The sequence below is a fragment of the Bacillus benzoevorans genome, from assembly GCF_014207535.1.
Classification (GTDB): domain Bacteria; phylum Bacillota; class Bacilli; order Bacillales; family Cytobacillaceae; genus Bacillus_BD; species Bacillus_BD benzoevorans.
In genome coordinates, this window is sequence record NZ_JACHGK010000004.1 from 216,639 (window position 1) to 238,285 (window position 21,647).

At 40.2% G+C, this 21,647-nt stretch carries 18 protein-coding genes and 3 pseudogenes; 7 read left to right on the forward strand and 14 right to left on the reverse strand.

Features of this window, described 5'->3' with window-relative positions; all coding sequences use genetic code 11:
* Nucleotides 1-265: 265 nt before the first annotated feature.
* The 11 genes from HNR53_RS08610 to HNR53_RS08660 form a co-directional block, all read right to left on the reverse strand.
* Complete coding sequence (locus HNR53_RS08610) at nucleotides 266-1,468, reverse strand: CynX/NimT family MFS transporter (RefSeq protein ID WP_343065304.1); 1,203 nt, start codon at nucleotides 1,466-1,468, stop codon at nucleotides 266-268.
* A gap of 226 nt (nucleotides 1,469-1,694) precedes the next feature.
* Nucleotides 1,695-2,333 carry an S-layer homology domain-containing protein gene (locus HNR53_RS08615; protein WP_184524901.1) on the reverse strand — a complete coding sequence of 213 codons (639 nt, stop codon included), beginning with the start codon at nucleotides 2,331-2,333 and terminating at the stop codon, nucleotides 1,695-1,697.
* Nucleotides 2,334-2,357: 24 nt separating this feature from the next.
* A complete protein-coding gene (locus HNR53_RS08620) occupies nucleotides 2,358-3,059 on the reverse strand; it encodes an Ig-like domain-containing domain (protein ID WP_246439457.1) in 702 nt (233 codons plus the stop codon).
* Nucleotides 3,060-3,061: 2 nt separating this feature from the next.
* Complete coding sequence (locus tag HNR53_RS08625; RefSeq protein ID WP_184524905.1) at nucleotides 3,062-4,099, reverse strand: Ig-like domain-containing domain; 1,038 nt, start codon at nucleotides 4,097-4,099, stop codon at nucleotides 3,062-3,064.
* A 475-nt stretch (nucleotides 4,100-4,574) separates the two neighbouring features.
* Nucleotides 4,575-5,555 carry an ABC transporter ATP-binding protein gene (locus HNR53_RS08630; protein ID WP_221452259.1) on the reverse strand — a complete coding sequence of 327 codons (981 nt, stop codon included), beginning with the start codon at nucleotides 5,553-5,555 and terminating at the stop codon, nucleotides 4,575-4,577.
* Entirely contained in the window at nucleotides 5,539-6,555 is a 1,017-nt protein-coding gene (locus tag HNR53_RS08635) for an ABC transporter ATP-binding protein (protein ID WP_281391771.1), read from the reverse strand. The genes HNR53_RS08630 and HNR53_RS08635 overlap by 17 nt, the downstream gene beginning before the upstream one ends.
* A gap of 18 nt (nucleotides 6,556-6,573) precedes the next feature.
* Entirely contained in the window at nucleotides 6,574-7,470 is an 897-nt protein-coding gene (locus HNR53_RS08640) for an ABC transporter permease (RefSeq protein WP_184524907.1), read from the reverse strand.
* A 15-nt stretch (nucleotides 7,471-7,485) separates the two neighbouring features.
* Nucleotides 7,486-8,436 carry an ABC transporter permease gene (locus HNR53_RS08645; RefSeq protein ID WP_184524909.1) on the reverse strand — a complete coding sequence of 317 codons (951 nt, stop codon included), beginning with the start codon at nucleotides 8,434-8,436 and terminating at the stop codon, nucleotides 7,486-7,488.
* 71 nt (nucleotides 8,437-8,507) lie between these two features.
* Entirely contained in the window at nucleotides 8,508-10,094 is a 1,587-nt protein-coding gene (locus HNR53_RS08650) for an ABC transporter substrate-binding protein (protein ID WP_184524911.1), read from the reverse strand.
* Nucleotides 10,095-10,601: 507 nt separating this feature from the next.
* Nucleotides 10,602-11,234: a CmcI family methyltransferase gene (locus HNR53_RS08655; protein ID WP_184524913.1), complete on the reverse strand. Its 633-nt coding sequence runs from the start codon at nucleotides 11,232-11,234 to the stop codon at nucleotides 10,602-10,604.
* Between the two features lie 401 nt (nucleotides 11,235-11,635).
* Nucleotides 11,636-12,034, reverse strand: coding sequence for an iron chaperone (locus HNR53_RS08660; RefSeq protein WP_246439428.1), 399 nt, complete (start codon nucleotides 12,032-12,034; stop codon nucleotides 11,636-11,638).
* A 546-nt stretch (nucleotides 12,035-12,580) separates the two neighbouring features.
* On the opposite strand from HNR53_RS08660, the gene HNR53_RS08665 reads away from it, so the two are divergent.
* The 3 genes and pseudogenes from HNR53_RS08665 to HNR53_RS23645 all read left to right on the forward strand — a co-directional run bounded on the left by HNR53_RS08665 (nucleotide 12,581) and on the right by HNR53_RS23645 (nucleotide 14,990).
* Nucleotides 12,581-12,937 (forward strand): response regulator, encoded by a 357-nt coding sequence (locus HNR53_RS08665; RefSeq protein ID WP_184524918.1) that lies wholly within the window; start codon nucleotides 12,581-12,583, stop codon nucleotides 12,935-12,937.
* A 136-nt stretch (nucleotides 12,938-13,073) separates the two neighbouring features.
* Nucleotides 13,074-14,048, forward strand: a pseudogene (locus tag HNR53_RS23640) (HAMP domain-containing protein); the annotation flags it as partial.
* A complete protein-coding gene (locus HNR53_RS23645) occupies nucleotides 14,043-14,990 on the forward strand; it encodes a methyl-accepting chemotaxis protein (RefSeq protein WP_425488699.1) in 948 nt (315 codons plus the stop codon). The pseudogene HNR53_RS23640 and the gene HNR53_RS23645, both read left to right, overlap by 6 nt.
* Before the next feature lie 114 nt (nucleotides 14,991-15,104).
* Here HNR53_RS23645 and HNR53_RS08675 read toward each other — a convergent pair whose 3' ends face one another.
* From HNR53_RS08675 to bioD, 3 genes are read right to left on the reverse strand one after another with little or no spacing between them, the layout of a single operon-like run.
* On the reverse strand, nucleotides 15,105-15,695 hold the full coding sequence (locus HNR53_RS08675) for a biotin transporter BioY (protein ID WP_184524922.1): 591 nt from the start codon (nucleotides 15,693-15,695) through the stop codon (nucleotides 15,105-15,107).
* A complete protein-coding gene (gene bioA, locus HNR53_RS08680; RefSeq protein WP_184524924.1) occupies nucleotides 15,688-17,100 on the reverse strand; it encodes an adenosylmethionine--8-amino-7-oxononanoate transaminase in 1,413 nt (470 codons plus the stop codon). The genes HNR53_RS08675 and bioA overlap by 8 nt, the downstream gene beginning before the upstream one ends.
* Nucleotides 17,097-17,789, reverse strand: a complete 693-nt coding sequence (gene bioD / locus HNR53_RS08685; RefSeq protein WP_184524926.1) for a dethiobiotin synthase — start codon at nucleotides 17,787-17,789, stop codon at nucleotides 17,097-17,099. The genes bioA and bioD overlap by 4 nt, the downstream gene beginning before the upstream one ends.
* Nucleotides 17,790-17,931: 142 nt before the next feature.
* On the opposite strand from bioD, the pseudogene HNR53_RS08690 reads away from it, so the two are divergent.
* The 4 genes and pseudogenes from HNR53_RS08690 to HNR53_RS08705 all read left to right on the forward strand — a co-directional run.
* Nucleotides 17,932-18,009, forward strand: a pseudogene (locus HNR53_RS08690) (GTP-binding protein); the annotation flags it as partial.
* Nucleotides 18,010-18,104: 95 nt separating this feature from the next.
* Nucleotides 18,105-19,562 (forward strand): RNA-guided endonuclease InsQ/TnpB family protein, encoded by a 1,458-nt coding sequence (locus HNR53_RS08695; protein ID WP_184524930.1) that lies wholly within the window; start codon nucleotides 18,105-18,107, stop codon nucleotides 19,560-19,562.
* Nucleotides 19,563-19,729: 167 nt separating this feature from the next.
* A pseudogene (locus HNR53_RS08700) lies at nucleotides 19,730-20,674 on the forward strand (gluconate:H+ symporter); the annotation flags it as partial.
* A gap of 384 nt (nucleotides 20,675-21,058) precedes the next feature.
* Nucleotides 21,059-21,397 (forward strand): DsrE family protein, encoded by a 339-nt coding sequence (locus tag HNR53_RS08705; RefSeq protein ID WP_184524934.1) that lies wholly within the window; start codon nucleotides 21,059-21,061, stop codon nucleotides 21,395-21,397.
* Nucleotides 21,398-21,647: the final 250 nt, after the last annotated feature.

Consider the following 21,647-nt stretch of genomic DNA (forward strand, 5'->3'; position numbering starts at 1 on the left):
TTGCTCAGCTTCTTGGTCTTCTAGGACTTTAATTCTTTTAGATTTCAATTTAAATCATTTCTTGTCTGGAGGTGACATTCATGGGTTTTCTTAATAATTTACTTGCTCAGCTTCTTGGTCTTCTAGGACTTTAATTCTTTTAATGAATTATATAGCAATCTTCCTCTTCTTTCACGATGAAAGGGGGTTTCCCATTTACTGCCCCCTTTCATCGTGAATTATTCATATTTGCAAGACTTAACTTAGAGTAAAAATCAAAATTCCTCTAATACACATACCTGTCCCGTCCGGCATACACACCAAAGAAAATCAACAGAATGGTGACAAGCATCAGTGTGATGAGCGGAGGATTCCACAAATGAGTTAGATCATACAAATAGCCGATAAACAGTGGTCCTGCCGCCGCAAGGACATAACCAATTGATTGTGACATGCCAGACAGTTCGGCCGCTTGTTTCACATCGCGAGCCCGAATGGCGATAAAGGTTAATGCGAGAGGAAAGCTCCCGCCTAATCCAATTCCTAATAAAACAATACACAATATCAAAATGGGAAACGATGTATCAAGCCATAGGCCGCCAAACCCGGCTAATGAACAGAGACCTAAAACAATCACGATCCACTGCTGGGAACGAAAGCGACCTGCCATGACCGGAACGATGAAGCTGAAAGGCAGCCCAATAAACTGGGTAAATGACAAAAGCCAGCCGGAGGTCCCCATACTTACTCCTTTGTCATTTAGAATTGCAGGCAGCCATGCAACTATGTCATAAAATAAGAAAGATTGAAAACCCATAAAAAGAGCAATTTGCCAGGCGAGACTTGAACGCCAAATTCGATGATCACTAGGAATGACACGGTTAAGCTTTGTCTGATCACCTTTATTATATTTGAGAACATAACACCAAATGACCACAGCTATAACAACAGGGATCCCCCAAATGATTAACGTAGACTTCCAGCCAAGGTTTAAACCGCTTGCCAATGGAATACTAAGACCTGATGCCAGCGAAGCAGTTACTCCCATAGAAGTGGAATAAACACTTGTCATTAGCGGCACTTTTCCCGGAAATTTATCTTTAACAATCACGGGTAAAATCACATTTAAGATCGCGATCCCGACACCAACGAAAAGCGTTCCGGAAAAAAGAAAAAACTTCACCGCAAACACCCGCATGCCCATTCCCAGCAATAGAACAACCAGGCCAAGCAAAAGCGTTCGATCATTTGTCAGCCTGCTTGCGATTTTCGGAACAAATGGTGAGATGATGGCAAAAGCGATTAACGGCAAACTTGTTAACAGACCTACACTCCAATGGACTAGTCCAACATCCTCCTGAATCATTCCAACCAGCGGTCCAACCGATGTAATCGCCGGTCGTAAATTAAACGCTGCCAGCACAATGGCGGTTATAAGAAAAAATAAAGATAATGATTTCGTTTTAGCGGGTAATATTCCCAATTCCACAGCCATTCTCTCCTTTCATGATCCTCCTATATAATCGTACAATAATCTTTAGTTTGCTTTTTACAGGAAACTCGCATACAAAAGAAATGGATATGATGATAAAAAATCAGCATGCCGCGCTCAGGTTCATACAACAGAAAAAGCCTCCATTAATACTAGGAAGCTTTTTCCGCTGTATAACTTTCCTTCTATTATATTACTCTATTTTTCAAGGTTCCCCAGCCATCTAGTAAATTTTAACAACCTCTAGCTTTTCTTCTTGCGGCATTTGTTTCATAGCCCTTGCTAAAAAGGCGGAAAATTGTGCGCGTGTGATGGGGTCAGCAGGCCGGAACGTATTATCAGCGTAGCCAAAGGTGATTTCATTCGCCAATAAGGCTTGAACAGATTCATAATGCCACGCGTTATTAGGAACATCCTCAAACGGGACATTCACACCTTTCCCAGTTAATTGAAAGGCCCTTGTTAGAATGGCAGCCATTTCAGCACGAGTTAATGTACTATTCGGTTTAAACTCACCATTATTTCCAAAAAAGATTTTCTCATCTGTCACAGCGGCGATGACATCGTAACCGTATGATTTGGAGTTAACATCTTTAAATTTAGGGTTCGGACGGTTCTTCGTCTCAATCCCCAAAGCTCTTACAATCATCATCGCAGCATCGGAGCGGCGAATATTATCCCCTACGCCAAAATTCCCATTATTATAACCAAAAATAATCTTGTTCTCAGCTAAAAAATCAATATCCTCTTTCGCCCAAAAGTCTTGCGTTACATCTTTAAAGTTTGTTTTCGCTTCTGCAGCCAAAGGAAATAGACTTGCGGAAAATAAAATCACGGCTAACAGAACTTTCATTATCCTCATCGTTTTCCTCCACAATTGTTTTTGTTAATGGACAGTGTATTCTTTATCATATACGGTGATCCCCTCAGCATCAAAAGCGCGAATTCTAATCGGATCACCCACTTCTAAACCAACAATTCCTGCGCTAAACTGATTATTTCCTTCATAGAACATTTCGGCAGTACCGGCCATTACTCTTGCTATCGAATAATCCGTTGAGAGGCTGACCAATGCCGCATATGGTGTGAGATTAATGTTTACGTTTTTCACCAGGTTGCTATTTTCCAGATTAGACCCTCCTGCTGCAGGCTCCTCTTTTACTATTGACCCATTTTCTTCCTTCGGCGGCTCTACTTTTTCCAAAATAGTAAATGGAAAAACAATCGGCTTTTCTAATGTCTTATCCGTTTCTGAGCCAATCGAATTATCAATATACAGCTTATATTCCTTGCCAGCCTCGTAATCTCTTCTTGGTGTTACCATGATAGACTTTTTATCGGAAGACAATGACACCGTTGTAGAGAACTTCCTGTTACTTTCATCCATCACGTACACAGATGTAGTTCGCACTTTAGAAGACTTAAGCGGCTGGTTAAATTCAATCGTCCATACTTTCTTCGGATCGTTTGTCTCTCCTTTGTCCCACTGGTCAACGTCACCCTCCGCTAATACGAGGGGTGCTGAGCTGATACAAAGGATAGACACAAAAAATGTGATACTTAGTTTCTTTACACTCTGCAGCCACATGGTCAATTTTCTTCCACCACCTGAACTTTTATATCCTTCATACTATTTTCTGTAAGCAGTTTTTGCATATCCTTTTCCTTTTGCATCAATTGATATAAAGTAAAGGATCTGCCAGCCATTTTATAAGAATCGTTAGCTTTTACCGTCGTTGTCGCTTTATTCGGTGTTGGCGCTACTTTGATCACGCGGCTATCCAATAAGTGTTCATCATCTTCCTCATCAACACTGTTATAAGCGAAAACTTGAATATCATATCCCCTGTCCGGCAGGCCAGCAAAAGCAAAGTCATATGATGGACTCGCACCGCTAATATGCAAATAGTTTATTTCTTTTTCTTGCACACCCACTTTTACGACAATCCGGACCACTTTTCCATAGGGATCATCAAGGCTGATATTTAAATTCGTCACCGATTCTGTATCTGTACCACTCATACCTCTTTGACGATGAATAGCTTCCATTTTGTCAAAATAACGGACTGGAGCGGTTACAATCATTTGCCGGGGAGTAAAATATTCAATTAAATCATTTATTTCACCGCCGCCTCTCATTAATTCTAAGAATGAAAGGGAACCTGTACTAAATTCATATGTTAATGTTTGGATTAAAGCAGCATTAGCAAAAACAAAACCTCCGGGCGCACCCGTTGTCACAATATCCTTATCTATTACTAATTGATAATCCGTATCAGGCGATAATAGAGACGGATCTGGAATGACTTTCAGCTTATTTCCAGCCGCCTCTAAATGAATAGAAACTGGCGTCGGGATTAAAGGATTTGTTAAATCTAATAGTTGAATGCCATTAAAGTTTGTATTAGGCGTTGCAGGATTAGTGATAAACATGGGATTGAATTGAATAGCCTGATCAAATACAAGTACGATAGGAGAATCTATTTTGAGATTTTCTACATCTTCCGTTGCGTATAAAACCTCCGCTTTTGCACTATTAGCTGGTAAATAGACTGCTAAAATAGCAGCAAGTAATAGAAGTGAACTAAATAGTTTTCCTGATTTTCTTTTAAAAACAACAAAATTCATTGCTTACCTTCCTTTCTAAAAATCTTATAGCCATTAGCAATTCCCATTAGTTGACTTAGTTTTAATATCGGCTTTTCTGATAAATCCTTTAGACTAAATAGCTGGCAAATACTATCTAATAATTCAAAATATTTATAAAATAGCTCCGTATAAATAAATTTACCCGTTGCCATGATTGGAGAAAGTTGATTATAATACTTGAACAGAATGATACTGGGAAAACCTGATTGAGCAATTCAGCGAAGGCAAAAACCCCGTGGCCAAAAATAAAATCAATTTGGACGAGTATTTGGATTCCAGCCTGTTAGAAAAAGCAAATGAGTTTTAATGGCGGGGAGCCTAGGCAAAGTCTTATAGGCTTTGGTTGAGAAATGAGTAAATGATGATTAGGACTTAAAAGGAAGGTGATCTCTTATGAGGTCACCTTAATTTGGATTATATTAGGGAAACGCAAGAAAACCGTCCCCTTGTTTCTCTAATACAAATGGCAGGCGACGTAATGTTTGGGGGACATTTCTCTTTTTTCCGGGATATTTACTTTGCATATTTCCATTGCATGCGGGCATCGTGTATGGAACACACAGCCCGTTGGCGGGTTTAAGGGCGAGGGAATTTCTCCTTTTAGGACGATTCTTTCTCTGTTCTTCCCTCTGCCCGGCACGGCTGAGAACAGTGCTTGTGTATAGGGATGAAGCGGAGATTGAAACAGGCTGTCAGTTTGTGCCTCTTCCACCAGCCTGCCTAAATACATGACCCCGATTCGGTCCGAGATATGCCGTACGACGCTGATATCATGCGTAATAAAAAGATAAGTCAAATTCAATTCAGTCTGCATCTGCTTTAAAAGATTAATAACCTGTGATTGGATCGATACATCCAAAGCCGAAACCGGTTCATCACAAATCACAATTTTTGGATTTACAATCAAGGCTCTGGCTAAACCAAGGCGTTGTCTTTGCCCGCCTGAAAATTCATGCGGATAGCGATAATAATGTTCGCTCTGCATGCCTACTTTATTTAGCATCTCAAATACTCTTTCTCTGCGTTCATTCCCATCCGCTAATGAGTGAATCGCTAAAGGCTCCTCAATTGTGTGCCCGATGCGGATGCGGGGATTTAATGAAGAAAACGGATCTTGGAAAACCATTTGCAGATCCTTGCGTACGGATCGCATTTCCCTTTTAGACAGTTCAAAAATGTTTTGCTTGTTGTAAAAAACCTTTCCATCCGTGGATTCCGTCAATCTTAAAACCGTTCGCCCTGTTGTACTTTTTCCTGACCCTGACTCACCTACGAGTCCATAGGTCTCCCCTGCAAATAATTGGAATGAGACATCATTGACCGCTTTCACTTGCCCTTTAATGCCGCCCAAACGCCCGAGCGAACCTGTCACAGGAAAGTATTTTTTTAGATGCTGCACATCCAATAAAGGTTCTTTGTTATTTTGCAGAATCATGCGAACCCTCCTCCTGTAAGGCAATTTCTTTAAAATGCCAGCATCTCACCTTTTGCATCTCGCCATGCTGAACTAAATCAGGAGCCTTTTCCCGGCATAGCTCGTCCGCAAAAGGACAGCGGGGAGCAAAACGGCAGCCCTTCGGAACATTGTCGAGTGAAGGTACAGTTCCCTCGATTACATGAAGCTTGTGCGAACGATCCCCCTCTAATTGCGGAATGGATTTCATTAATCCTTTTGTGTACGGATGAAGCGGCCTAGAAAATAAACTTTCCGTATCCGTCTCCTCCACAATTTGCCCAAGGTACATGACCATCACGCGGGTACAAATTTCAGCAACAACCCCTAAATCATGCGTTATGAAAATAACCCCCATCCCAAGCTTTTGATTTAATTCTACAATCAGATCTAATATTTGCGCTTGAATCGTTACATCCAGTGCGGTTGTCGGTTCATCGGCAATCAATAATTTAGGCTGGCAAGAAAGGGCCATGGCGATCATTGCCCGCTGCTGCATTCCGCCTGAAAGTTGATGCGGATATTCATCCACCCGCTTTTCCGGTGAAGGAATTCCTGTCAGCCGCAGCATTTCGATCGCTTTCGCATGGGCTTCCTTTTTCGAAACATGCTGGTGCAGCCTGATCGCTTCTCTGATTTGATCACCGATGGAATACACAGGGTTCAAGGAGCTTAGCGGATCTTGAAAAATCATCGATAGTTCATTGCCGCGTATTTTTTGCATCTCGGTTTGCGATAATTCAAATAAATTTTTTCCTTTAAAAAGGACTTCACCCTCATATTCAACGGTAAACTTCTCATCAAATAATCTCATAATGGATTGGGACATCACACTTTTTCCACAGCCAGATTCACCAACAACCCCGAGAATCTCTCCTTCATGGACATGGAAGTTTACCCCATCAACAGCCGTCACACGCCCCCGTTCCGTACGAAAATGAGTTCTTAAGTTTTTTACCTCTAAAAGCGGCAGCATATTCATCACTTTACACCTCCCTCTCTATTTCTTCCTTGAATGATGAGGATCGATTAAATCCCGTAACCCGTCGCCAAGAAAATTCAAGCATAATACCGAAGTAATAATCGCCAGGCCTGGGAAGACAACCATCCACCATGCTTTAAAAATCACTAATTTACCTGCCTGCAGAATATTTCCCCAGCTCGGATCAGGAACCGGAATTCCGGCACCCAGAAAGCTAAGCGCTGCTTCAGAAATTATCGTTTCGGCAAATACAAATGTAGCTTGGACAATAAGGGGCGAGAGCGTATTGGGAGCGATATGGCGCCAAATAATTCTTAAAGTGCCCGCCCCCTGTGCATGCATCGCCTCAATATACGTCTGCTCCCGAATGACTAACGCAGATGAACGGACAATGCGGGCAATGCTTGGTGTAAACACGATCGTTAACGCAATGATGACATTCATCGCTGATGGACCCAATGCTGCCATTAAGGCAATCGCCAAAAGGATTCCGGGAATGGCCATTAATCCATCACAAATCCGCATTAAAATATGGTCTAATACGGGATAATAACTGGCATATAGACCAATCATCAGGCCCAAAAAAGCTGAAATAGCCGTCACCGCTAAACCAACCCCGATCGACACCCGCGCTCCATAAACAATACGTGTCAGCAGATCTCGTCCATATTCATCTGTACCTAATAAATGGGCAGAACTAGGAGCCAGCAGTCGTTCTGCTACTTTCATTGCATATGGATCATAGGACATGAGTGCTGGACCTATAAGAGCAACGACAATGAGCAAAACGAAGACAAGGCTTCCGGCAGCCATTAATTTATTGGATAAAAATCGTTTAAAAAACAATTGACGTTGTTGTTTTTTCAGATTAGATTTTATATCTTGGAATTTGTCTTTTCCCTCCATAACCTCCATACTTTGACCTCCTCCCTATTTACGCCCCAATCTTACCCTTGGGTCGATCACTCCATAGAGTAAATCCACAATAAGATTAATGAAAACGTAAATTAATGTAACAAAAAGGACTACTCCTTGAATGACAGCAAAGTCTCTGCGTTCGATTGAGTTCATAATAAGCTGGCCCAGACCCGGCAAGTTAAAAATGGTTTCAACCACCACGGCACCTGTCACTAATGCGCCGAATGACTGGCCAATGACTGTCAGGATGGGCAGAAAGGCATTTCTAAACGCATGTTTGATAACAACTTTATACTCCTTCACGCCCTTTGAGCGTGCCGTTTTAATATAATTTCTATCGAGAACCTCCAGCATGGAAGAGCGAGTCATGCGGGCAACAAGTGCAGCCTGGAAAGCACCCAGCGAAATGGCCGGCAAGATTAAGTAGCGCAGATGATTCCACAGTCCCGCACTTAACGGCTTATAGCCTGCAACGGGCAGCCATTGTAAGGACACCCCAAATGCGAGCATCAGCAATAACCCTAATAAAAAGCTTGGGATCGCCATTCCGCATAAAGAAATCACCATAAGTGACTTATCGCTAAAGGAACCCCGGCGATAGGCAGCCAAAATCCCAATCGGAAGCGCCAGAATGAGCGCTGCTATTTCAGCTAACAGGGCCAGCGAAACAGTCGGTCCTAAGTGGTTGAAAATAGCATCTGTAACAGGCTCATTCATGAAATAAGAATCACCAAAATCCCCTTGCAGTACGCCTGAAACCCAATGGATATACTGCTGATAAATGGGCAGATTCAGCCCCATTGTTTCATTTAATTCTTGAATTTGCTGTTCTGACGCTTCTAAACCAAGAATGGCAGCAGCAGGGTCCCCAGGGGTAAGATGGATAATTAGAAAAATAGCAATTGATACGACAAATAATACAGGAATTAAGGATAAAATCCGTTTAATAATATAACCGAGCAAAAGAGACCCCCCTTTATTAAAAAAATGCATAATCCTCCACGCTAAAAAGCCATGGAGGATTTTATTTATTTTTATTCAACCACTTTCGTGTTCCAAATGATAGGAGCTTCAAATACTTCAAAGCCTTCGAGCTTGTCTGTTGTAGCAAGGATGCTCTTGTATTGTCCTATAGCTGTAGATGATAAAGTTTCATAAAGGTAGCCTTGTAATTTTTCCCACTCAGCTTTTGCATCTTCAGTACTTTTTGCTGAACGAATAGCTGTAAGTGATTCGGCAACCTTCGGATCATTTAACCCTGCCCATTCCGGGTTAACAGCCAGCAATTGCGGCGGTGTTAATTGATATCCGTTACTTGTAATGAAGATATCCCATTTTGATAGGTCACCCTTTGTTTCTAAGAATGTCGGGAAATCATAACTTTCTATCTTCACATTGACCCCCAATTGTCTTAGCTGCTCTTGAACAACGGTTGTTGCTGTGGCCATCTCAGCATAATCCGGCGTTGTTAATAAAGTTATCTCTTCCCCGTTATAACCGGCTTCTTTTAATAAAGACTTTGCCTTTTTGATGTCTGCTTGGTTATAGACTTTTTTACCGGCATCTGTAGCCCATTGTATTTGCTTTGGATTCATGTATCCAGGATCTAATGTGTAAAGATCTTTATTCACAAAACTGGCCATCATAATTTCATCCATATTAAATGCAGTATTAATGGCTTGTCTCATTTTCACATCTGCTAATGGCCCTTCATTCGTATTCATAAACATCGTCAAGGTTCCACCCACGAATGTATACACTTTGACATGGTCTGCACTGTTCAGCTGCTCGTAGCTTTCAGTAGGAATGCTGTCCGCAATATCATATTCTCCCGTTTGAATACCGGCAATCCGTGTTGAATGATCGGTTACAAAATGGTAGTACACATCTTTCACAAAGGCTTCTTTCTTGCCGGCAAAACCGCTTGCTTTTTGAGCGACTGGTTGGTAGCCATCGTATTTGACTAAATGGATATATTGGTCTTGTTTCCACTCTTGAAACTTGAATGGACCGGTACCGATATATTCTTTTATGCCTTCAGCCGGAGCAGCATCAATGACTTCTTTTGGCATAATCGCAGGGAAGTTCGCCTGTGATGCCATAATAATTAACACGTCTGAAGCAGGATTCTGCAGATTTAAAACGACTGTATATGGATCTTGCGCTTCAAACTTGGCACCCGCTAATAATGACTTTGCCCGCGAAGATTTTTCTAACCAACGATTCATGGAAGCAGCAACGTCTTCTGAAGTCATTTCTTTTCCATTATGGAATTTAACGCCTTCTCTTAACTTAAATGTATAAGTTTTCGCATCGTCGCTAACATCTACTGATTCTGCCAGCATGGGTGTCGGTTCATAGTCAGCATTTAATGTATAAAGCGTTTCAAAGATATTCCCGGCAACATCCAGCGCCACCTGTGATACCGTCATCGCTGAATCAAGTGTTGGCGGCTGCGCCGTTATCGCTACATTCATTTCGTCCTTGTATTTCTTATTGCTTTCTGAAGTGGATTTATTATCTTTAGATTCAGAAGTTTTATTCGAATCATTGCTGCAGCCAATCATCGCGATGGATATGATAAGTAATAAGAAGTACATACCGATTCTATTCAATTTCATCTATATAACCTCCTAAAGTTAAAAGATCAGCAATACGTTATTTCTTTTTAAAAACTTTCCTTTCACTCCCTTTTCCATTTGCTTCTGTTTAATTTCACACTCCTAATCATTATCCTAAAATAGAGTAAGGACGAAGGGGTATGACAATCCATATTATTTAAATTTGTTTTGTACGATATAAAAAAATTATCTTAACCTTATCAAAGTGGTCAAGATAATTCCTTCTTGGATTTAATATATCAATTACTGCCATATTTTACAAGTATTCCACAAACCGCTATATCAAAATAGAGAATTGGCGTTAGACATTTAGCTGGTGTCTGGCAATCAAATCTGAAATGAGTAAAAAAAAGCAGGACCCGGGTGAAAGGATTTCCTGCTTTTAGTTTGTGATATTAGGGAAACATGAGAACCGCCCCCACTTGTTCCCCCTTCTAATGTTAGAAGGGGGGAGAACCATTCTACTATTTAATTTTCGGCTCGGTTGGTTCATGCTGCGCCCCATAGTTATTTCACTCGCTTTAAATATCCGCTTGGATTGAATGTGAGTAAAAATTTTTCCCGTGCACGATCAACAATAAATCGATCATTCCCAGTTAAAAATTGTAGTACCGCCTCCAATGGTCCATTTCCGAAGTACGGCATTTGAGGATGAGCATTCACACAGGTATCTTCAACAATTAGATAATTACCGGGCGTAACTAATTTGGAATAGATGTTAAGTTCGTTTAATACGTGTGCTTTCGAATGAGCGGAATCTAAAATGACCATCACCGTTTCATCTTCGCTAATCATACTTTTTACTTTCTCTTCTATTTCTTTAGAGGTCGACGATCCATGCAAATAAGTTATTCTCGGATGAGTTTTTTTCGGTTTATAGTCCAAAATATCGATCGTAATGATTTTCCCATGGTCAATGAGGTCGCACATCGATGCAAGAAATAGACTGCTTCCTCCTATAAATGTACCGCACTCAATAATCCAATCAGGTTTTGTTTCGTATAGGATTTCTTGATAGATCCACAAATCAAAGGGACATTTCAGTGTCATTACACCAAGCCAAGGAGTCTGTCTCCAAATCCCTTTCTTATAGTAGATTTTGAAAAATTCATTGGTATAATGCTTTTCTAAGTAATTCATATTACCACCACCAAGCAATAACACTTGTCCCAACAAAAAAGTCAGCACGTTTCATTTCCGGATATCGTTTTCGATTTTTGCCATAACATCCAAGCTCCGTCCAATACGCCCCTTATTTTTAGGACGGAACCTTGTCTAAAAACCGTACATGGGACAATCGTTATCAATATTTGCTAGTAATAATTTATGCTAAAAATACTTAAACAGTGTGGGTGTATCAACACATTTATTAAACAAGGGGAAAGCTTTCACACTTTTGATTCTTTCACACGAAGGCTGAAACAGAGGAACGAATACAAAGAAGCATTATGTGCAACACTCGCTTCGTTTCCTTATGACCAAAGAAAACCCGCTCATCCGTTACACATAAGGCTGATGAACATGTACAAAGTTATTCTATATTAACAGGCTGTGTCCTCGCCTGCGCGCCACATATCAACGGTTTTATGGATAAATTTTTCCAATCCCGTCTCTTCAATCTTTATCGACTTTTTGATGCGGATGCAGCCTTTGCCATAGTTATAGCCCGCTAAGAGGGTTTCTGCATTTCCTATCTTCTCTATTGTTCCTACATAAAGGCTGACATAATGTTTTTGCGCATTTAAGGCAAAAATATAGTGAGCATCTTTGCCATAATTCAACATCTTATAGCGAATCACCTCTTCCAATTCAGGTGCATATGTAAGGAGCATTTGCCGAATCGCAAGCAATTTTTCTTTCCGCCAATCGTCTTCAAGCATTTCTAAATATTCTTCGGAATTCTTTGCATCATATTGCATGCTGAAGTCACACTCCTCCATTTTTAACTATTCCTGTTCGTTTACAGGAGCTCTGTGCTTGGACATCCATCATAAGGCAAAAAAAGCAGCTGTTCAAGAAAGGTAAACTTCACAAACAGCTGTCAAAGATGGCAAAAATTATTTTTAGTGATTCTCCGGCAAGGACGGGGGAATCCACTGCCGACAGAGACCTCCGTCCCAAGATGAACGCGAGAGCCACCCCCATATTTCTCAAATAATTTCACGGTCCGATTGAAGACTCTAGTTTTTTAGATTTGGAATATATTAGGGGAATACTAGAACCGTCCCCGTGTTTTTCCCTTGCGACCTATTACAAAGGATATAGAATTTATCTTAAAATTATATTAAAATGGTATATTAGTAATATGATCTATGATTTTTATCTCTTTAATATTGTTCGTGGGGTTGTTCAGGATTTCATGAAAGGGCTTGCAGATACTGAGCACAAGATTTTGATTTTTCTAGATTCAAAAAGTGACTGGCTTATACAAAATGGAACAACTAAGACAAGTGGTCAATCAATAACTGATAAGGAGAATGATTTCATTGGCAAAAATATTAATTACCGACGATGCAGCATTTATGAGGATGCAGTTGAGAGATATGTTAACCAAACTGGGACATGAAGTGGTTGGGGAAGCCGGAAACGGTCAGGAAGCGGTGATACAATATCAGAATTTAAAACCAGAGATTGTGACAATGGATATTACTATGCCTGAAATGAATGGCATAGAAGCCGTGAAAGAAATAAAAAAGTTACATGCAGACGCTAAAATCATTATGTGCTCCGCTATGGGACAGCAAGGAATGGTAGTTGAAGCCATTAAGGCCGGAGCCACAGACTTTATAGTCAAACCTTTTAATATGGATCGTATTAAAGAAGCGATTGAAAAAGTAATGTAAAGAAATCGTCATTACATACCTTGGTTCACGAATTTTACATATTAATATTATCAATCATACTTTAAATAATTGAAAGAGGTCTTGTATGAAAAACTTTATGAGTAATATAAAAGTTAAGTTAATATTTGCCCTTGTCATGATTCTAATTATTCCAGCCATCATTATTGGATACCTATCCTATTCTACTGCCAAAGATGCTGTCGAAGAGGAAGCCATCCATGGAATTGAACAAAATATCGGTCTTTTAAATACAACCATCAATAGTACGTTACAGCCTAAAATGATGGATATGGAGTACTTTGCGAAAACTGTTAATGCTGAAGTTTATCAAGACGAAAACAGCCCTGAATTACGAGCTCATCTCGATGAATATATTCAAATTCATCCTGAAGCGGCAAGTATCTATTTAGGGACGAAAACGGGTCTATATATACAAGAGCCTCGTGTGACCGATACAACAAAGTATGATCCAAGAAAAAGAGACTGGTATAAACAAGCAGTGGAAAATCAGGGAGAAACCATTATAACTGCGCCATATGCGGATGCAGGCACGAAAGAAATGGTCATAACCGTTGCTAAAACAACAGACGATGGACATGGAGTTATGGCTGTAGATATTTCATTAGCACAGTTACAAAAGATGACCAATCAAGTAAAGATCGGCGAAAAAGGTTATGCTTTTCTTTTAGATGAAGATAAAAAAGTCATCGCCCATCCTACACTTGAAGGCGGTACTGAGGTAACAGAAGAATTTTTTAATGACATGTATAAAAAAGAACAAGGAACATTCGCCTATTCAATCGACAATGAAAACAAAATAATGAGTTTCATAACGAATGATTTAACGGGTTGGAAAATTGCCGGAACTTTGTATATGGCTGAACTAGACAAAGCAGCAGCTCCAATTTTTCAAAAGACATTACTGATTATCACCATCTCCTTTGTAATAGGTGCAGGCGCTATTTTCTTTATCATAAAATCGATCATGAAACCAATTAATGACCTAAAGGAACACGCTATAACGATTAGTAAAGGAGATTTAACGCAAAATATAAAAATAAAAACAAAAGATGAAATCGGTCAATTAGGACTGGCCTTTAATGAAATGTTGGAGAGCCTGCGAAATGTAGTAAAAAAAGTAAGGGATAATTCTATACAAGTTTCAGCTTCGGCCGAGCAGCTTACAGCAGGTGCTGAACAGACGACAGATGCCGCTGAACAAGTTTCTCATGCTATCCAGGAAGTAGCCGGCAGTTCTGAAAAGCAAACAAGCGGCGTAGAAGAAACAGCCAGAGCTTTAGATGAGATTGCTCATGGTGTTACGATAATTACAGATAGTTCGATAAAAGTATCCGGCCTTTCCCGTCATACAATGCAGCAAGCTGAAATAGGCGGTACGGCTGTTGCCAATACTGTCACGCAAATGAAATCAATCAGTGAATCCGTGACAGAATCCAATGCCATGATGGCCACTTTAAATGAACATTCTAAGGAAATCAGTTCAATCTTAAATGTCATTACAGCGATTGCTGATCAAACGAATCTTTTATCATTAAATGCCGCCATTGAAGCAGCCCGGGCTGGCGAACACGGCAAAGGCTTTTCCGTAGTCGCAGAAGAGGTACGAAAACTTGCGGAGCAATCGCAGCAGGCTGTAAAAGAAATAGATGTTATCATCCAAAGGATTCAAAGTGAAACGGAAACTGCGGTGCAAAAAATGGCACGAGTAAACGAGGATGTAAAAACAGGTGTGCAAATATCCAATGAGGCCATTGAGAGATTCGAACAAATTTTGCAAGGTACAAAAGAAATCGTACCGCAAATGGAGGAAGTATCGGCTACAACTGAGCAGATTGCCGCATCTATTCAAGAACTAACGGCCACAACAAATGATTTATCATCCATTGCCCAAGAAAATGCAGCCGCCTCAGAGGAAGTAGCAGCATCAACCGAGGAACAATTGGCTTCCATGGAGGAAATTGCCGCATCTGCGGGAGCACTTTCTAAAATGGCAGAGGAATTAGCACAATCCATTTCACAATTTAAATATTAACGATTAGTTTCAGCTTAGCCTGACCCTCTTCTAACGTTCGCCCTTGGATGGGGTTCGTTGTTATTGCGGCTGAAAGTTTATATGAAAAGGAGATCCGCTTGGATCTCCTTTCATTTATATTGTCCCCTCTTCTTGTGAAAGGATCGGTTGTTTATTTCGCATTTTATGAAAAACTTTATATAATCTTAGCGCTAAAACACCGGCTATCACTGAAATGACAATATCTCCGGCAATACTATAGACAAAACCAATCATCCATACATGGCCCCAGCTGCTTGGCACATCCATCCATAGATTCAGGGCCAGGTACAGATACGGTACACCAACTAAGTAAACAACCATTAAACCGGCTAAATTGGCTAAAATAAAGTGGTAGGTCTTCGGATTCGTTATTCGTTCAATCAGCCATCCGACGACAAACGCTCCCGCAATATAGCCGAGTAAATAGCCAAATGTAGGCTGCAAAAAGTAGCCGATTCCACCTCCTTGTGTAAATACCGGCAAACCCGCTAAACCAATTCCGACATACACAAGCTGGCTTTGCATCCCTTTTCTACTTCCAAGTAGACTCCCCGCTAAAAAGACAAACAGCACTTGCAGCGTAAATGGAACAAACGGCAATGGGATTCGAATAAATGCCCCAATGGCGGTTAAAGCCGCAAACAAAGCAATTGCCGTTAACGAAATCGTTGTATTTTTATTCAACTTCACTTCCTCCTGATTTGGAATTTATTAGGTAAACGCGAGAACTGCCCCCTTGTTTCCACTGCTGGATTGCTTCGTTGGCCAGATCGATCATGGTTTTGATTTCTTCTTTTGTGATAACATAGGGCGGCATGAAATAAAGGATGTTGCCTAATGGTCTTAGGAGCAAACCTTTCTCCAGTGCCAGTTTATATATTTGATATCCCACTCTTTCTTCACTTGGGAATGGTTCTTTTGTCTCTTTGTTAATTACGAGTTCAATGGCGCCGACCATACCTGTTTGTCTGTATTCACCAATGTAGGGCTGGTGCTGGAATACGCTCGCTGCATATTCCTTCATAAAGTTGCTTTTCTCCCTATTTTGTTCGATGACGTGCTCATCGGCAAAAATTTGTAATACCTCAAGTGCCACTCGGCAGGCTAACGCATTACCTGTATAACTATGAGAATGTAAGAAGGCTTTCATCGTTCCATAGTCATCATAGAATGCTTCATAAACTTCATCTGTCGTCAGAACAACTGACAATGGTAAATAACCGCCTGTTAATCCTTTTGACAAACATAGAAAATCGGGGGTAATTCCCGCTTGTTCACAGGCAAACATCGTTCCCGTGCGCCCAAATCCGACGGCCACTTCGTCTGCAATTAAGTGGATATCATATTGAACACAAAGCTCCTTTAATCTTCTTAAATAGGCCGAAGGGTACATTTTCATCCCTGCTGCTGCTTGAATTAATGGTTCAATGATAATCGCCGTGATCTCTTCATGATGCCGCTTTAATTGTTCTTCCACATAGGTGATACAAGGGGTATTGCAGCTGCCGGGCTCCTCGTTAAATGGACATCTAAAACAGTCCGGTCCTTGTGCCCGGATCGTATCGAGCAATAATGGCTGGAAGACCTCGTTATACAGGTCCACTCCCCCAACAGAAAGAGCCCCCAAGGTTTCACCATGATAGGCATCCGTTAAAGCGAGGAAACGTTTTTTCTTTGGTCTATTTTTTTGCATATGATATTGAAAGCTCATTTTTAATGCCACTTCAATCGCCGATGAACCATTATCAGCAAAGAATACTTTATTTAATCCATCCGGAGTGATTTCTGCTAGTTTTTCTGCTAAAAAAATCGCGGGTTCATGCGTAAAGTTGGCAAAAATCGCATGTTCTAATTGAAAGGCCTGATCGGCTAGTGCGCTGCTGATTCGTTCATTAGCATGTCCGAATAAGTTTACCCACCAAGAGGAAACAGCGTCTATGTATTGCTTTCCATTTTCATCATATAAATAAATGCCTTTGCCGCGTTTGATGACAATGGGAGGAAAATCTTCATAATCTTTCATCTGCGAACATGGGTGCCAAACATGTAGTAAGTCTCTTCTCTGTGAGTCTGAAATAGTTGGATTCATATACTTAACAACCTTTCGAAAAATTGCGTACTTTCTATCGAGATAGATTTTATATCTGCTATATTTTTTAACTTAGGAATGACAAGAGAAGGCAAGTCCGTGATGCGCCTGATGGTTTCGATGTTGTCCCTCTCAAGCTCGGTCCCATCAAATGCATTAAAGACAATCCCGGCAATCGGGATATCATTCCTTTTAAGCGCTTCGAGCGATAGCAATGTATGGTTGATCGTGCCTAATGTTGTACGGGCAACTAATACGACAGGTAACTCGGATTGTTTCATCAGATCGAGAAAATGATAGTTTCGCTGTTCATTTAATGGAACGTACAAGCCGCCGGCACCTTCACAAAACACATAGTCATATAATGATTTTAATTGTTTAATATGTTGCAGAATGACCTCTTCTTCTATTACCTTCCCTTCTAACCTAGCAGCATAATGGGGTGAAGCAGGCTCTTTAAAAGAATAACTATTCAAATGCGCTGCTGCTAACGGTTCTTCACTGAATGATTGATAAAATGCTGTATCGCCATAATATTTCCGTGAATTTTCTATAATGATTCCCGTTTGCACAGGCTTGTATGGTATGACGTTTGCTCCTTTGGCCTGGAAATAGCGCATGAAGTATGTAGTGATCAATGTTTTCCCAATATCTGTATCCGTTCCCGTTATCCAAAAATACTGTGCCATAAACTCCCTCCTTTTGATTGTTAACTTATTTATAAAATAGGTTAACATATAAAAAGCAGGCTTGTAAATATGTCATCTGAATCAGGATAGGGGCGTATAATTCAAGATTTTCCTCTTCAGAAGATGTTTTGGCGGAGGCATCATGGCTCACATTGATGCCGGTAAAATGACTACAACTGAGCATGTCCTTTATTACACTGGTAAAATCCATAAAATCGGTAGGTGGTTTTGAAAGAAAGTAGGCCATTATTGTTTGTATTATTCGTCTTACGGAACGTGCGTTTGATATAATATAAACAAAGGAGGTGAAAGTGTATGGAAAATGAGAATAAAGTCGGAAGCTATTCCACTCAACAAATTTGGATCAAAAAAGGGCATCGGATGTATGCTTATTTTCAATCAATGTGCGAAAATAGTAAAAATTTGTACAACACAACCAACTTTTATATTAGACAAGTGTATACAGCCTTAACCTCAAAAAAAGAATTGCACCCTCTTCAAAAAGAAGTAATGGATACGCTGGCTGCCTTTATCGATCCAATGAACAAAGTCCAGACGGATGCTTATGAAAAACGATTAGCAAAAGAACAACAAAAACCGGCAGAAAAAAGAAAAGAGGTTACATGTAATTTGTTTTCATTGCCGGATTGTTCAAATCCGTATGTTCATTACAACTTTCTCGATGCATTGTTTAAATTAATGAAACAAAACGACTATCAATCGCTACCTATTCAAAGTAGTCAATCAACGATGAAAACGGTGTTTAAAAATTGGAAATCGTTTTATGTTAGTTTAAAAGATTGGAAAGTAAATCCAGCCAAATACACTGGTAAGCCAAACATTCCACGATATAGCCGTGCAACAATGAAAGAAATCGAATTTACCAATCAGGATTGTGTCATTAAAGAAAACAAATTTTTAAAATTTCCTAAAACAAAAGAAAAGCTGAATATCGGGAAACTAGGTTCCACTTCAAATAAGTTAAAATCGGTTCGTGTCATCCCAAGGTATGATCAATTTGTAGTGGAATTAGTATTCGAAAAACCTGAATTAGAGGAAAGAGAAAAATGCGTTTCTTCCCGCTTCATGAGTATTGATTTGGGAATTGATAACTTAGCAACTATAACGACAAACACAGGAATGACTCCTGTTTTGTTAAAGGGCAAAGCGGTCAAGTCGATTAATCAATACTACAACAAAATGAGAGCCTATTATTATAGTATATTACGCCAAGGAAAGGACCCGAAAGAAGGATTATTTTCTTCTAAACGTTTGATTCATCTCGATGCGATTCGGCATCGTAAGTTAAAGGATTTGTTTCATAAATTCAGTTTTTTTATTAAAGAGTTAGCTGCGTTTGAAAATATTGACACCATTATTATCGGTCAAAATGAAGGTTGGAAACAAAACTCTAATATCGGGAAAGTGAATAATCAAAAGTTTGTTCAGATTCCGTATAGTCTTTTGATTTCAATGATTCGATATAAAGCTGAAGAAATTAGTATTAAAGTTTTTGTAACAGAAGAATCTTATACTTCTAAAGCTAGTTTTCTAGATGGAGACACTATTCCTAAATATCGTGAAAAAGGAGACCAAACCTTTTCCGGTCACAGAATTTCTAGAGGTTTATATCGCACAAAAAGCAGAACCATCCTCAATGCAGACGTCAATGGTTCCGCGAATATCATGCGAAAATATACTGAAAAAGGAACGATCCCTTTCCGCATCGAAGATGTTGAGGTTCATAACCCTTTAACCTACCGCATTACTTAAAGCAGTTCCGAAGCAACAGCGACGGAATAGAGGGCCTGGTGGTCAACAGAGCCACAATGTCGCAGGTCCAGTAACGTTAAGCGCTTAGCTCATAGGTTCGATACGTTACAAACCCCTCCCTCAAGGAACGAAGTGAGTCGGTGGGGGAAATTGATATGATTGCAAAGGAATTAAAAATGTCCATTACCCACTTTGGTCTGACCATGGCCGGTGCTTTAGTGGTTGCTCACAGCATTTTGCCGCCGCATCCGGGAATCACAGCGGTTACGCAGGAGTATGGCGCTGATATCGCGATGGTATTAGTGTATGGAATCTTTATTGCCATTCCAATGATTGTCGTTGCAGGCGTATGGTTCCCGAAAATCAACAAAAAGTGGATTCCAAGCGCTTTTGAAAAAACAGGCAATGCCGAAGCAATCGGGGATCAAAAACCATGGAAATTAGAAGAAACGCCTAGATTTGCTATCAGTGTCATAACTGCAGTATTTCCAATTCTATTGATGTTTGGTGCAGCCTTTTTAGATATTTTTCAAAAACAAGTGGGATTTGCCGATAATCTTTTCGTCGTCATCGTTCGTTTTGTCGGAAACGCTCCGGTGGCATTGTTAATCTCGCTAATATTAGCGATTTATACAATGGGAATTGCCAGAAAAACGCCAATGAAAGAGTTAACGGCCTCTGCCGGAGCATCGATCAACGCCATTGGTTTGCTGATCTTAATCACCGGCGGCGGCGGTGCCTTCAAACAAGTGATCATCGATGGCGGAGTGGGAGATTATATTGCCGGTCTGTTTGATGGTGTGACCATTTCACCCATCTTACTTTCATGGGTGGTGGCAGTTATTTTCCGTATTTGCTTAGGTTCAGGAACAGTTGCGGCATTATCAACTGCGGGATTAGTCCTGCCAATGTTAAGTTCATATCCTGACGCAAACTTAGCCCTTGTTGCCCTTGCAACCGGAGCCGGAACAGCCTTCGCTTCCCATGTAAATGATCCAGGCTTCTGGATGGTAAAAGAATTTTTCGGCTTATCGATGAAAGAAACCTTTGCTACTTACACGATTCTTTCATCCGTCGCCTCCATTGTCGGAATTATTCTAGTTCTATTAATGGATACTTCAATCTTGCTCGCAGGCGTAGTGATTGCTGCCATTCTTGTGGCTGCCGTTGTGATTCATATGCTGGAAGGGGCTAGGAAAAAGAAGGATCAGGTGGAGGATATTACGGCTTAAGCTATTTTTATAACATGATGCAAAGAGGCTGGAGATTCGTCAGCCTCTTTTGCTTGAACCTGGCGGGACATGGGTCAGACCTGTCCCTCCGTCCTTTCCCCACGTTTCTTAAGGATAAGTTAGCACCGAAGTCAATTCACAAAATAGATGGATTATCTATCATTTGCATCAATAAAATGAATGAGATAATAAATAAGAGGAATGATAAAATTATATATGTGAAATACATAACATACTTTCCAATAAATCCGTGAGGTGTAAAAAATGAAAAATAAAGTGATTTTACTTTCATCTGATCAATTTGGTGCAGGCGAAAAAGATTTAGGCGAAGGTTTACTAGAAACTTTCTTTACCATTCTTAAACAAAAGGAAGATTTGCCTGTAGCTGTTTTTTGTTTAAACCGGGGCGTTTTTACATTAACAGAAGAATCACTGGTATCTCTCCAATTAGCGGAACTAGAAAAAAAAGATGTCGACATTCTTGCTTGCAAAACATGCGTGGACTACTATGAGCTTAATGAGAAGCTAATGGCTGGTAAAATTAGCGGAATGGCTCAATTTATTGAATTAGCCTCAAAATATGAAGTGATGACAATTTCTTAAGCTAAAGAAGAATGGTGTAGGAATTTCTTTTGACAGAGTTTTATCGATTTATTTTCTTTAACAAATGGATCAATTAGGGGAACAAAAGACAAGAAAACGTTCCCCTATTTCATTGAAGTAATGATTAACGTTCGTTTACCTCCCTCTATAAATGTTGATTTATCAACGGTTTAAGCCGTTGGTGGGGTGTCAAAAAAATATTTTTCGACACGGCCTCTAACAATATTTTGATAATATGTGAAACTATCCC